Annotated in this window: 13 protein-coding genes; 7 read left to right on the top strand and 6 right to left on the bottom strand. The window is 52.6% G+C overall.

Translation table 11 applies throughout. The features are described 5' to 3' along the window. Positions 1 to 73 precede the first annotated feature (73 nt). From ppdD to hofC, 3 genes are read left to right on the top strand one after another with little or no spacing between them, the layout of a single operon-like run. Positions 74 to 517 carry a prepilin peptidase-dependent pilin gene (gene ppdD, locus DCH402_RS03105; protein ID WP_039999628.1) on the top strand — a complete coding sequence of 148 codons (444 nt, stop codon included), beginning with the start codon at positions 74 to 76 and terminating at the stop codon, positions 515 to 517. Positions 518 to 522: 5 nt separating this feature from the next. Next, the gene (gspE, locus tag DCH402_RS03100) at positions 523 to 1944 is read left to right on the top strand and encodes a type II secretion system protein GspE (protein WP_039999626.1); all 1422 of its coding nucleotides are present in this window, start codon (positions 523 to 525) and stop codon (positions 1942 to 1944) included. An 8-nt stretch (positions 1945 to 1952) separates the two neighbouring features. Then, positions 1953 to 3158: a protein transport protein HofC gene (hofC, locus tag DCH402_RS03095; protein ID WP_039999624.1), complete on the top strand. Its 1206-nt coding sequence runs from the start codon at positions 1953 to 1955 to the stop codon at positions 3156 to 3158. Between the two features lie 25 nt (positions 3159 to 3183). On the opposite strand, the gene DCH402_RS03090 is transcribed toward hofC, so the two are convergent. Continuing rightward, positions 3184 to 4224 (bottom strand): GMP reductase, encoded by a 1041-nt coding sequence (locus DCH402_RS03090; protein WP_039999623.1) that lies wholly within the window; start codon positions 4222 to 4224, stop codon positions 3184 to 3186. Positions 4225 to 4389: 165 nt separating this feature from the next. On the opposite strand from DCH402_RS03090, the gene coaE reads away from it, so the two are divergent. Genes coaE through yacG form a run of 3 tightly spaced genes read left to right on the top strand, consistent with a single transcriptional unit; the run spans position 4390 to position 5988 of the window. Further along, positions 4390 to 5016: a dephospho-CoA kinase gene (gene coaE / locus DCH402_RS03085; RefSeq protein ID WP_039999621.1), complete on the top strand. Its 627-nt coding sequence runs from the start codon at positions 4390 to 4392 to the stop codon at positions 5014 to 5016. After that, positions 5009 to 5758, top strand: a complete 750-nt coding sequence (zapD, locus tag DCH402_RS03080) for a cell division protein ZapD (RefSeq protein ID WP_039999619.1) — start codon at positions 5009 to 5011, stop codon at positions 5756 to 5758. Before coaE ends, zapD begins: the two co-directional genes overlap by 8 nt. A gap of 32 nt (positions 5759 to 5790) precedes the next feature. Then, positions 5791 to 5988 (top strand): DNA gyrase inhibitor YacG, encoded by a 198-nt coding sequence (gene yacG, locus DCH402_RS03075; RefSeq protein WP_081642207.1) that lies wholly within the window; start codon positions 5791 to 5793, stop codon positions 5986 to 5988. An 83-nt stretch (positions 5989 to 6071) separates the two neighbouring features. Here the strand turns inward: yacG and mutT are convergent, their stop codons facing one another. The 3 genes from mutT to secM all read right to left on the bottom strand — a co-directional run bounded on the left by mutT (position 6072) and on the right by secM (position 9834). After that, entirely contained in the window at positions 6072 to 6473 is a 402-nt protein-coding gene (gene mutT / locus DCH402_RS03070; protein WP_081638998.1) for an 8-oxo-dGTP diphosphatase MutT, read from the bottom strand. A gap of 66 nt (positions 6474 to 6539) precedes the next feature. After that, entirely contained in the window at positions 6540 to 9233 is a 2694-nt protein-coding gene (gene secA, locus DCH402_RS03065) for a preprotein translocase subunit SecA (protein WP_039999618.1), read from the bottom strand. A gap of 97 nt (positions 9234 to 9330) precedes the next feature. After that, positions 9331 to 9834: a secA translation cis-regulator SecM gene (gene secM, locus DCH402_RS03060; RefSeq protein WP_039999617.1), complete on the bottom strand. Its 504-nt coding sequence runs from the start codon at positions 9832 to 9834 to the stop codon at positions 9331 to 9333. Positions 9835 to 9861: 27 nt separating this feature from the next. Here secM and DCH402_RS03055 point away from each other — a divergent pair, with 27 nt between their 5' ends. Continuing rightward, complete coding sequence (locus tag DCH402_RS03055) at positions 9862 to 10386, top strand: DUF721 domain-containing protein (protein ID WP_039999616.1); 525 nt, start codon at positions 9862 to 9864, stop codon at positions 10384 to 10386. Positions 10387 to 10404: 18 nt separating this feature from the next. Here the strand turns inward: DCH402_RS03055 and lpxC are convergent, their stop codons facing one another. Together lpxC and ftsZ are read right to left on the bottom strand one after the other, a co-directional pair. Continuing rightward, a complete protein-coding gene (gene lpxC / locus DCH402_RS03050) occupies positions 10405 to 11322 on the bottom strand; it encodes a UDP-3-O-acyl-N-acetylglucosamine deacetylase (protein ID WP_039999615.1) in 918 nt (305 codons plus the stop codon). Between the two features lie 95 nt (positions 11323 to 11417). Next, positions 11418 to 12569 (bottom strand): cell division protein FtsZ, encoded by a 1152-nt coding sequence (gene ftsZ / locus DCH402_RS03045; RefSeq protein ID WP_012768378.1) that lies wholly within the window; start codon positions 12567 to 12569, stop codon positions 11418 to 11420. Positions 12570 to 12635: the final 66 nt, after the last annotated feature.

Here is a 12635-nt window from a genome sequence, read left to right as displayed (position 1 = left end):
AAACATCACTATCGCCAGCTATGTCGATGGTCATTATCCTGCCGACACCAAGCCACACCAGGGAACCAATAACATGACACAACAAGGATTTTCACTGATTGAACTGATGGTCGTTATCGTCATCATCGCTATTTTGAGTGCACTGGGTATTCCGGCCTATCAGGGCTATCTGCAAAAAGCCGCCATGACCGACATGCTGCAAACTATGAGCGCCTATAAGACCGCAGTCGATCTTTGCAGCCTCAGCAATGCTGGATTGGGCGAATGCAACGCCGGTAGCCAGGGCATTCCCACATCGGCGACATCGCGTTATGTCAGCGCGGTCACCATCAACCAGGGTGTGATTACTCTCACCGGCCAGTCGACCTTGCAAGGGCTGAGCGTGGTTATGACGCCGACGCTGGATACTCAAAACGGAGCATCCCGCTGGACAAGAACCTGCCGTACCAGCACCGAGTCCGATAGCCTGCGGCAGGCATGTGAAGATGTCTTCCGTTTTGACGCGACGGCCGGGTGATAAACATGACGCAAGATAAACAACACCAGGAGCTACAGCTACTTTGCCGTCGCTATCATGCCTTACTGCTGGATATGGACGAGCAAGTCATTTCCGTTGCCGTAGCCGGGCCGGTTGCAGAAGAGCTGGTCGCCGCGCTACGTTTCGCCAGCCACCGGCGGGTTCTGGTAGAACAATGGCCCGCCGCACGACTGGAACAACAGCTTACTTCGCCACAGGCCGAAGAAACGGCGGCACCTTATCAAACCGATACGGCAATATCCGAAGAACAGGATGATGCGCCGGTTGTCCAGTTCATCAATCAAACGCTGAAACTGGCGATCCAGCGTCGTGCTTCCGATATCCATCTGGAACCGCTGCCTGCCGGTTATCGCGTCAGGTTGCGTATCGACGGGGTGTTGCATGAAATTCCATCCGAGCAGGATTTGCCGACAAACCGTATGATCGCTCGGCTGAAAATCCTGGGGAAACTCAATATCGCCGAACGGCGTTTGCCGCAGGATGGCCAATTCACTCTCCGACTGGAGACGGATACCTATTCGCTGCGCATTGCCACCCTACCGGTCCAGAACGGTGAGAAAGTTGTGCTCAGGATATTGCAGACTCAGCAACAGGCGCTGGAACTGGACGAACTCGGCCTGCCTGAGCAATGGCTGCAACACTTCAAGCAAACACTCAGTCTGCCGCAAGGTCTGATTCTGGTTACCGGCCCTACCGGTAGCGGTAAAACATTTACGCTGTATAGCGCTATCCGCTGGTTAAATGACGTCACCCGCAATATTTGCAGTGTGGAAGATCCGGTAGAGATTCCATTAGCCGGCATCAATCAAACGGCTATCCATACACAGGGTCAGTTGGATTTCGCCCGGGTATTACGCGCGCTACTACGCCAGGATCCCGATGTTGTCATGATTGGCGAAATCCGTGATGCCGAAACCGCCGAAATCGCCGTTAAGGCCGCTCAAACAGGCCACCTGGTACTCTCCACCCTGCATACCAACTCGGCTCTTGATACGCTGATCAGGCTGGGACACCTCGGCATTCCCGGTTATCTGCTGGGTGCGGCACTCAAACTGGTGATAGCCCAACGGCTGGTAAGGAGATTATGCCCACACTGTCGGCAGTGGGTGGCAGACATCACAACCCTGCCGGACAGTCTATGGCAAGGCCCACTGCAACATTGGCAGGCAACAGGATGTGAACACTGTTTTTCCGGTTACTACGGCCGGGCGGCCATTTATGATTTATTGCCGATCACCCCTGAGCTTCAGCAGGCTTTATCCTGTTCTCCATCGCTATCTGATAACAACCCAACGCGCGCTCTGCACCGGGAAAACCGATTATTCTCCGCCGGGTTAGCGTTGGTTCATGCAGGCATCACCTCACTGGAAGAACTCTACCGTGTTGTAGGCAATCACATTGAATAGGGGCGTTTATGGCAGTACAAAAACTCTACTACTGGCAAGCACTACGCAGCAATGGCGAGCACTGCTCAGGCGAACGTATCGGTACCGGACGAAGTGAGATTTACCAGTATCTGCTGGAACTGGGCTACCAGCCGCTACGGCTGAAAACCGGGCAATACCTGACCCAGCGTTACTGGCAAGGCCCCCAGCTCGCTATCATCATCCGGCAACTGGCGACCTTGCTGCAAGCCGGATTGCCCTTACTGGATGCATTGGACTTGCTTGGGCGCCGGCACGAGAAAGCCGGCTGGCGCTGCCTGTTGCAGGAAATTCGCCAACAAGTCAGTCAGGGGCGCGCACTCTCAGAAGTGCTATCGGATTATCCCGCCGCCTTCCCGGTCATGTGCAGTTCACTCATCTCCGTTGGCGAATTAACGGGAAAACTGGATGAATGCTGCGCCAGATTGGCAAACTATCAGGACATGCAACGCCAGTTGACGGGAACAGTGATAAAAGCCTTACGCTATCCCGCGTTTGTGATTGCGGTGGGGATACTGGTTACATTACTTATGCTGACGTTGGTATTGCCTGAATTCGCTGAGCTATACGCCTCTTTTGACGCGCCGCTTCCCTGGCTAACACGAATGTTGCTGGCGTTATCCGATGTCCTGGGCCGCTATGGCGTGTTATTTATCGCCCTTAGCGGCGTAATATTACTGGCTTACCGACGATTGCGGCGGCGGCAAGTCGAATGGCAAAAACGGGAACAACGACTATTACTGAAGCTACCGTTGCTCTCCACACTGATACAAGGCCATTGCCTAAGCCAGATCTTTCATACACTGGCGATGACGCAGCAAGCGGGATTGACGCTCTTATCTGGTCTCAGCGCCGCAGCCACCTTGAACAACCCGGTGTATCGGCAATCGCTAACGGAAATCCAAAAGCAACTCGAGCAAGGCATTCCACTGGGGCAAGCCATCCATAACTATCCGGTGCTTTATCCCGCTCCCTGCCACCAACTTATCAGTGTTGGTGAGGAAACCGGGGCTCTCGATCAGTTATTTGCCCGGCTGGCAGGCTGGTATGAGAGTCATACACGACAATTTGCAGATACGCTAACGCAAACACTGGAGCCATTGTTGCTGGTCATCGTTGGCGGATTGGTGGGAACACTGGTTATCGCCATGTATCTGCCGATTTTCCAGTTGGGCAATGTACTGGCAGCCACCTGAGCCCGCCAGTACATAACCATGCCGATCAACCGTTAAATACGGGGTTTTCCTGCTCGGCGACACGAATAAAAGTGGTGCGTTTAGTCAATTCCTTCAGACGCGCTGCTCCCACATAGGTACAGGCGGAACGCAATCCACCAAGAATATCACGGACCGTATGTTCTACCGGGCCACGCAACGGCAGACGCACCGTCTTCCCTTCCGCCGCACGGTATTCAGCAACGCCACCGACATGACGCTCCATCGCAGAAGCAGAACTCATGCCGTAAAACAGCATCATTTTACGACCCTCTTCCTCAATAATCTCGCCGCCGCACTCTTCATGGGCCGCCAGTAACCCACCCAGCATCACGAAATCAGCGCCGCCGCCAAACGCCTTGGCCACATCACCCGGCACAGTACAGCCCCCGTCACTAACAATCTGTCCGCCCAGACCATGTGCAGCATCGGCACACTCGATCACCGCCGACAATTGCGGATAACCGACACCGGTTTTGACTCGCGTAGTGCAAACAGAACCGGGACCAATCCCCACTTTGACGATATCCGCCCCCGACAACAACAGTTCCTCAACCATTTCACCCGTCACCACGTTACCGGCACAAATGACCTTGTCAGGAAAAACGTCGCGCACTTTCTGGACAAAATTGACGAAATGCTCCGAATACCCATTAGCGACATCAATGCAGATAAACTTCAGTTCCGGCGATAATGCCAAAATCTGCGTCATTTTCTCGAAATCATTATCAGAGGTTCCGCTCGATACCATGACATAATGCAGCACGTCAGCAGCAGTACCGTCGATGAACCGTCGCCACTCGGCCACGGAATAGTGCTTATGTACGGCGGTCAGCAACTCAAATGACGCCAATGCCTGCGCCATTTGGAAAGTCCCCACCGTGTCCATATTAGCCGCAATCACAGGGATACCTGACCAGCCACAACCGGCATGCAAAAAACTAAACTCACGCGTCAGTTCAACGTCGGCACGGCTTTTCAATGTCGAGCGTTTGGGGCGGATAAGCACATCTTTAAAACCCAGTTTAATATCTTCTTCAATACGCATGATGAACGACCTGATGAAGTGAGGATCCTGATCCAGGGAGGAATGCGCGATAATCTGCCATTCTTGATGATCATACGCCCGAATAATCCAGCAACAAGACTGCGATTTTTCCGCAATTTGGGCTAGAATCCGATAAATTTACCCGGCCATTTCCGGTTGATTATCATGACATACATCGTCGCGCTAACAGGCGGCATAGGAAGCGGAAAAAGTACAGTTGCTCAAGGCTTTGCCACACTTGGAGCAACCATCATTGACGCGGACGTCATCGCCCGTCAGGTTGTTGCGCCGGGACAACCGGCATTGGCAACCATTGTGGAACATTTTGGCCGGGAAATATTACAACCCGATGGTGTATTAAATCGACGCGTCCTGCGTGAACGTATTTTTTCCAGTCAGGAAGACAAGCGCTGGCTCAACGCTTTACTGCACCCGTTGATCCAGCAAGAAACTCGGCGTCAGTTGGCAGCGGTTGCCACCCCTTATGCCTTATGGGTGGTTCCATTGCTGGTGGAAAACCAACTGCAAGGAAAAGCACACCGCGTTTTGGTGGTGGATGTTCCCCTGGAAACGCAAGTGCAGCGCACCATGGACAGGGATGGCGTATCCCGCACACAAGCGGAAAAGATTTTGGCTTCACAAGCCAGCCGTGAACAGCGGCTGGCTTGTGCCGATGATATTATCGACAATAACAGCAATCCGAGCTTACTGGCTCCGCGGATTGCCGCTCTACATCAGCATTACCTTGAGCTGGCCGCATCCGCAACCGACAGGACGACCCATAATGAGTGACGTTTCCTCAACAGTTCTTTTTGAGTATCCGCTGAATGAAAAAATGCGTACCTGGCTACGCCTGGAGTTTTTACTGCAACAAATGTACGACAATTACGATTTGAAGGATATTGGCATTGCTTTGACCTTCTTCCGTGCCGTGTCGGAATTACTGGATATTCTCGAGCGGGGAGATGCCCGCCCAGACCTGCTCAAAGAGCTGGAACGCCAGCAACAGAAACTGGCGCAATGGGGTGAGTTGCCGGAAGCGGATATCATACGTATTAATACCCTGCGCCAGAAATTACGCAATCTGTCAGCCGAACTGATTGCCGCGCCGCGCATGGGGCAAGGGCTACGTGAGGACAAGCTAATCGGCATGGTGCGTCAACGCCTGAGCCTGCCAAGCGGGTGCTGCAGCTTCGATCTGCCCACATTGCATATCTGGTTACACCAGTTACCCGAGCAAAAGCAACGACATACCAACATCTGGCTGGATAGCGTATCGCCACTGAAGCGTTCACTCGACAGCATACTAGAGCTGATTCGCCATGCAGGCGCGTTCAAAGAGCAAATCAGCCTGAACGGCTTTTATCAGGATAATGCGACTGATGCCGACCTGCTGCGCTTACGGATCAGTCTTGAACACCAACTCTACCCACAAATATCCGGCCATAAAACCCGTTATGCCATCCGTTTTCTGCCATTAGAGAGTGATGGGCAAACCCCTGCCCGTCTGGAATTCGAGCTGGCATGTTGTTAGTCAACACCTTGTGTTCTGGAGAGAAATATACCGTGGATAACGAGATGACCGTTGTAAAATGCCCAACCTGCGCCAAACCGGTGGAGTGGTGTGAAAATAGCCCTTACCGGCCATTTTGCAGTAAACGCTGCCAGTTGATCGATTTAGGCGAGTGGGCCGACGAAGAAAAATGCATACCCAGTAAGGAAGACATCTCAGACAGCGATATCTGGGGTGAAACGAACCACTAGTCCGGCAATCATCCGCTCCGCTATTCATACCGCGATTCATGCCTATTGGCATGAATCGTTGCTGAAAAAACAGGTAACCGTGTTTACACGATACCCGCTTTCAACTGGCGAATCATCTCAGCATTGGCCGGCGGAAATTCTTGTTCATCCAGCTCGTCAGCGGTTAACCAACGAGAGGGCTGACCTTCACGACCATACGGCTCACCATGCCACTGCTCGACTAAAAAGAAATGCAGTGTAATCAGTCGCTCTCCAGCCGAAAACGTTTTACTGCCCAGCGGCGTCGGATGCATTACGTCAATCCCGGCCTCTTCGTGTAGCTCACGCACCAGCGCTTGTTCCGGTGTTTCACCCTCTTCAACCTTGCCGCCTGGGAACTCCCATTTACCGGCCATGTGCACGCCGGCCGGACGACAGGCAATGAAGAACTCCCGCTGCGGATTGCGGATAATCCCCACCGCCACAGATAAAGTTTTTTGCATCATTATCCTTTCTACCAGTAAAAAGGCGGTCGATGACCGCCTTTGGGATATGTCATTACATTATCCGCCTTACTTCTGAAGGCGACCGTGGCACTGCTTATATTTTTTGCCCGAACCACATGGACAAGGATCATTGCGACCAATTTTACGATCGGCATAAGGTGAAGTGCCAGCGGCTTCATCCTGATGACTCAGCTGCTGTTGGCGAGCCAGACGCTCAGCTTCTTCACGACGTTGCTGTTCCATCACTTCAACTTCTTCCGGCATACGCACCTGAACCTTGCTCAGGGTACTGATCACTTCATATTTGAGACCTTCCAGCATAGAAGCAAACATCGCGAAGGACTCACGCTTGTATTCCTGTTTCGGATCTTTCTGGGCATAACCACGCAGGTGAATCCCCTGACGCAGATAATCCATCGCGGCCAGATGCTCTTTCCATAGCGAATCCAGCGTTTGCAGCATCACGCCTTTTTCAAAATTGCGCATGATATCGCTGCCGACAATGTCTTCCTTACGACGATAAACTTCGACCGCCTGCTCGTAGATCCGCTCACGCAGCGTCTCTTCATGCAATTCCGGCTCTTTATCCAGCCATTCTGCAATCGGCAGTTCGAGATCAAAATCATTTTTCAGACGCTGTTCCAGCCCCGGAATATCCCACATTTCTTCCAAAGACTGAGGCGGTATATGTGCGTCGATGGTGACCTTGAACACATCCTCACGAATACTGTTAATGGTTTCGCTGATATCAGAGGCATTCAACAGCTCATTACGCTGGGTGTAGATAGCACGACGCTGGTCGTTAGCCACATCATCGTACTCAAGCAGTTGCTTACGAATATCGAAGTTGCGGTTTTCTACCTTGCGCTGTGCGTTGGCGATGGCCTTGGTGACCCATGGGTGTTCAATCGCCTCGCCCTCTTTCATACCCAGTTTACGCATCATATTGGAAACACGATCCGATGCAAAAATACGCATCAGCGCATCTTCCATCGACAGGTAGAAGCGGGAAGAACCCGGGTCCCCCTGACGACCGGAACGACCACGTAGCTGGTTATCAATACGGCGGGATTCATGACGCTCGGTACCGATAATGTGCAAACCACCTGCGGCCAGCACCTCATCGTGACGTTTTTGCCATTCCGCTTTGAGCGCCGCAATCTGCGCATCATCCGGACCTTCCAGTTGCGCTATTTCAGCCTGCCAACTGCCGCCCAGCACGATATCGGTACCACGGCCCGCCATATTGGTAGCAATAGTCACAGCCCCCGAGCGACCGGCCTGCGCTACGATATCTGCCTCCATGGCATGGAATTTGGCGTTCAATACGTTGTGCTTGATGCCCGCTTTGGTCAACGCATGCGATACCACTTCAGATTTCTCGATGGAAATGGTCCCCACCAGCACCGGCTGCCCCTTGGTGGAACGCTCCTTGATATCTTCAATGATAGCGTTGATTTTTTCCTGTTCGGTCATGTACACCAGATCCGGCATGTCCTTACGGACCATTGGCCGGTTGGTCGGCACAACTATCGTATCCAGCTTGTAAATAGAGCTGAATTCAAACGCTTCGGTATCTGCCGTACCGGTCATCCCGGCCAGTTTTTCGTAAATACGGAAGTAGTTCTGGAAGGTGATCGAAGCCAGCGTCTGGTTTTCATTGTTGATCTTAACATTTTCTTTGGCTTCCACCGCCTGGTGTAAACCATCAGACCAACGACGCCCCTGCATGGTTCGGCCGGTGTGCTCGTCAACGATAATGACTTCGTCATCTTTCACAATGTAGTCGACGTCGCGGGTAAACAACACATGAGCACGCAACGCCGCCGTTACGTGGTGCATCAGCATGATATTAGCGGGCGAATACAGTGACTCGCCTTCCTCCATAATGCCGCCTTGCACCAGCAACTCTTCGATTTTGACCAGGCCGCGCTCGGTCAGGTTGACCTGACGGGCTTTTTCATCCACCGAGAAATGACCTTCACCGTGGAAGGTATCGGAGTCTTCTTTTTCCTGACGGATCAAATACGGAATGATTTTATTCACCCGCATATAAAGCTCGGAGCTATCCTCTGCCGGACCCGAGATGATCAACGGAGTACGCGCCTCGTCAATCAGGATCGAGTCCACTTCGTCCACCAGAGCATAGTACAGCTCACGCTGCACACGTTCTTCCGGGCTGAACGCCATATTGTCACGCAGGTAATCGAAGCCGTATTCGTTGTTGGTGCCGTAGGTGATATCAGCAGCGTAGGCCTCGCGTTTGGCAGGTGCCGGCATACCCGGCAGGTTGATGCCGACGGTTAACCCTAAGAATTCGAACAACGGACGGTTATTTTCGGCGTCGCGCTGCGCCAGATAGTCGTTGACCGTCACCACATGCACACCACGCCCCGTCAAGGCATTGAGGTAAGCCGGCAACGTAGCCGTCAGGGTTTTACCTTCACCCGTACGCATTTCTGCGATGCAGCGCTCATTCAGCACCATACCGCCTATCAGCTGTACGTCGAAGTGACGCATACCAAAAACGCGTTTACTAGCCTCACGTACCACAGCAAAGGCTTCCGGCAACAGCGACTCCAGGGTTTCCCCCTTCTTGATTCGGTCACGGAATATCTGGGTTTTCGCCTTCAGCTCATCATCGGAGAGTTTCTCCATATCAGGTTCGAGGCGATTGATCACATCCACAATTTTGCGCATACGGCGCAATGCACGGTCATTACGGCTACCGAAAACTTTGGTCAATAACTTGATTAACATAGTAATTTTAATCTCAAACAGTGCCGGTTTATTGATGCCGGCACGACATCAGAAAAGGGATCTACGGCCACAGCCGTAGCATAAAACACGAGCGGAGTCAGGAAACAACAGGCCCGGCACGAATGCCCTGCACCTGTGCCAGCCACAGGCCTGTATGGTGAGAAGGTAAACAATAAGTGGGTATCTGATCGGTACAGACAGCATTTTGCGGCGTCGCCTCACGCGTGAGCAGTGCATTCAGCGTTTCCAACAGTACCTGATGGTGCAATCGGGAAACATCTGCTGCTTCAATGACCGTAACAGGTGGGGTAAACGCAAACGACAGGTGACGGATCACCGTCCGGATGGCATGCTGATGCCAGAAATCGTTACTGAATGGCGAACGGCGACGTGAATCTTTTAATGCCGCCAGATCAGTAAGATTGAAATACGATACGTTTGGACGACTGATTGCCGCAGCCGAATTAGGCTCAGTAGCGGCGTCGCGCGATTCCGTGAAGTTAGCAGGTAGGCCAAGCGTCGCCGCAACCATCCCTAGCAGCAGGTGAGGCCAGAAATAACGTCTGCCAAATTGTCGCCAACGATTTAAAATACCAATCACAAGTTTCTTTCCGTCGGAGCCTGCGTTATGCGTGATAATCGTCCACAATCACTGGAATCATTTTTCGATGGCGCATCACAACTCGGGTCGGGGCCGCTGCACAATATTCAGCAACGTGCGCTCGCTCTGCTGAAACTCAATCGAGCAGTGCATGCTCTGCTGCCCACAGCCCTGCGCCCATATTGTCGGGTAGCCAATTATCGCAACGGGCTGTTGGTACTGGAAACCGCCAGCGCCAACTGGCTAATGCGACTACGTTATGAACACCCCGCGCTGCTTTCCGCGCTGCGCGCACAAATACTACCATCATTGGTCACAATCGACATCAGGATTAATCCAGCACTGGCCGCAAAAATGCGTGAAAACGAGAAAACGCACGCCGCATCAACAGTGGATGAAACCACTATAACAACGCCGGCGAGAACGCTTAGCACACAGAGTGCGGAGATATTGAAGGAACTGGCGGAGCAAAGTCCGGAACGACTACAGAAAATATTAAAACGACTGGCTTCGCTGGCCGGAGAGAATACCAGCAAAAACCAGTCGTCATAATGTTATATCGCGGTAGGCTCAGGCCAGAACGGTAGACGGTGCTTTGAAAGCCAGCGGCATTTCCGCTTCATCTTCAAAGGTTACGTATTCCCATGCTTCCTGTTTAGCCAATACAGCCTGCAACAGTTTGTTGTTCAGGGCATGACCAGATTTGAATGCGGTGAATGCGCCGATAATATTGTGACCACACATAAACAAGTCACCAATCGCGTCCAGCATCTTATGGCGAACGAATTCATCGTCGAAACGCAAGCCGTCTTCATTCAGCACACGATAATCATCCACGACGATAGCACTATCGAGACTGCCGCCCAGACACAGGCCACGGGACTGTAAATACTCGATATCGCGCATAAACCCAAAGGTACGCGCACGGCTAATCTGGCGCACAAACGCATCCGCGGAGAAATCCAGCTTGAAGCGTTGCGAGCCGGCATCAATAACCGGATGTTTAAAATCGATCGTGAAATCAAGGCTGAACCCGTTGAACGGCTTCAGTTCCGCCCATTTGTCGCCGTCTTCTACGCGCACAGGCTGCTTGAGTCGAACAAACTTCTTGGCACAGTTCAGTTCTTCGATACCCGCATCCAGCAGCAAGTAGACAAACGGGCTGGCACTACCGTCCATGATCGGAATTTCAGGCGCATCCACTTCAACAACGATGTTGTCGATACCTAATCCCGCCAGAGCGGCATTCAGATGCTCCACCGTCGAAATACGCACGTCATGCTCATTAACCAGGCAAGTACAGAGCATGGTATCACGCACGGATTTGGCATCAGCCGGAAAATCAACCGGTGGATTCAAGTCAGTACGACGATAGATGACCCCGGTATTCGCCGGTGCAGGACGCATAGTCAGGGTGACTTTTTTGCCGGTATGAAGACCGACCCCTGTCGCCTGTACGATACGTTTTAATGTACGTTGTTTGATCATCGTATTATCTCGCATTCATCTGAACCTACGGCCTTAGCTTACACTAAGGCCGGCGGCACAGTTTAGCACAAAGAGCGGAGATTCCAAACCAGACCTTAGTCAGCCTGCTTACGCAGGAAAGCAGGAATATCAAGATAGTCCGGCTCTTTGTTGGTCTGTGCGCTCTGGTCATTGACTACTTTGGCCGCAGGTTTTTCCTGCGTCAGCGGCGCCATGCCATGTTGCTGATAGCGATGATCCATCACCGGCTGGCTGCTCTGCTTGTTGGTAACCAGCGTGATTTCAGGACGTTTGTCCATGCCGATACCGGTAGCCACCACGGTCACACGCAGTTCGTCGTTCATATCCGGATCCAGCGACGTACCAATCACTACCGTTGCATTATCAGATGCAAATGCACGAATAGTGTTACCTACCGTCTCAAACTCATCCAGACGCAGATCGAAGCCGGCGGTGATGTTAACCAGCACGCCACGTGCGCCGGAAAGGTCGATATCTTCCAGCAACGGACTGGAAATCGCCATTTCCGCCGCCTCTTCCGCACGATCTTCACCGCGAGCCACACCGGATCCCATCATGGCGTAACCCATTTCGGACATCACGGTACGCACGTCGGCAAAGTCTACGTTCATCAGACCCGGACGAGTAATCAGCTCGGCAATACCCTGTACCGCGCCTTTCAGCACGTCGTTAGCTGCACCGAACGCATCCAGCAGGGAGATGCCGCGTCCCAATACTTTCAACAGCTTGTCATTGGGAATCGTGATCAGTGAATCGACATGCTTAGACAGCTCCGCGATCCCCTGCTCGGCAAACGCCATGCGTTTTTTGCCTTCAAAATTAAACGGCTTGGTGACGACCGCGACCGTCAGGATACCTAAATCCTTAGCGACTTCCGCTACCACCGGTGCAGCACCAGTACCCGTACCGCCGCCCATGCCGGCTGCGATAAACACCATGTCCGCACCTTCCAGAGCAGAACGCAACGCTTCGCGATCTTCTTCAGCGGAATTGCGACCTACCTCTGGGTTAGCGCCGGCACCCAAACCTTTGGTAATACCGCTACCGATTTGGATAGTCTGGCCAACCGCTGTTTTGCGCAGTGCCTGGGCATCAGTGTTAACCGCAAAGAATTCAACACCTTCGATGCGTTCACGCACCATGTGTTCGACAGCGTTGCCGCCGCCACCACCGACGCCGATGACTTTAATCACCGCGTCGTTGGTTAACTCCATTGGTTCAAACATAGTTTCTCTCCGTCTTGTGCCTGTATTACTTCAAGATCAAAAAAGTCGTGCTAATGATCTCTTTTG

Origin of the sequence: Dickeya chrysanthemi NCPPB 402 (genome assembly GCF_000406105.1) — a bacterium.
In the GTDB taxonomy this organism is placed as follows: domain Bacteria; phylum Pseudomonadota; class Gammaproteobacteria; order Enterobacterales; family Enterobacteriaceae; genus Dickeya; species Dickeya chrysanthemi.
The sequence above is the reverse complement of the archived record's forward strand: the minus strand, read 5'-3'. Positions and strand labels throughout refer to the sequence as shown.

Bases quoted from the DNA above. Each gene is read 5' to 3' on its own strand.
- hofC (WP_039999624.1), top strand. From the start codon at position 1,953: ATGGCAGTACAAAAACTCTACTACTGGCAAGCACTACGCAGCAATGGC.
- secA (WP_039999618.1), bottom strand. From the start codon at position 9,233: ATGTTAATCAAGTTATTGACCAAAGTTTTCGGTAGCCGTAATGACCGT.
- coaE (WP_039999621.1), top strand. From the start codon at position 4,390: ATGACATACATCGTCGCGCTAACAGGCGGCATAGGAAGCGGAAAAAGT.
- DCH402_RS03055 (WP_039999616.1), top strand. From the start codon at position 9,862: ATGCGTGATAATCGTCCACAATCACTGGAATCATTTTTCGATGGCGCA.
- ppdD (WP_039999628.1), top strand. From the start codon at position 74: ATGACACAACAAGGATTTTCACTGATTGAACTGATGGTCGTTATCGTC.
- lpxC (WP_039999615.1), bottom strand. From the start codon at position 11,322: ATGATCAAACAACGTACATTAAAACGTATCGTACAGGCGACAGGGGTC.
- DCH402_RS03090 (WP_039999623.1), bottom strand. From the start codon at position 4,224: ATGCGTATTGAAGAAGATATTAAACTGGGTTTTAAAGATGTGCTTATC.
- mutT (WP_081638998.1), bottom strand. From the start codon at position 6,473: ATGATGCAAAAAACTTTATCTGTGGCGGTGGGGATTATCCGCAATCCG.
- zapD (WP_039999619.1), top strand. From the start codon at position 5,009: ATGAGTGACGTTTCCTCAACAGTTCTTTTTGAGTATCCGCTGAATGAA.
- gspE (WP_039999626.1), top strand. From the start codon at position 523: ATGACGCAAGATAAACAACACCAGGAGCTACAGCTACTTTGCCGTCGC.
- ftsZ (WP_012768378.1), bottom strand. From the start codon at position 12,569: ATGTTTGAACCAATGGAGTTAACCAACGACGCGGTGATTAAAGTCATC.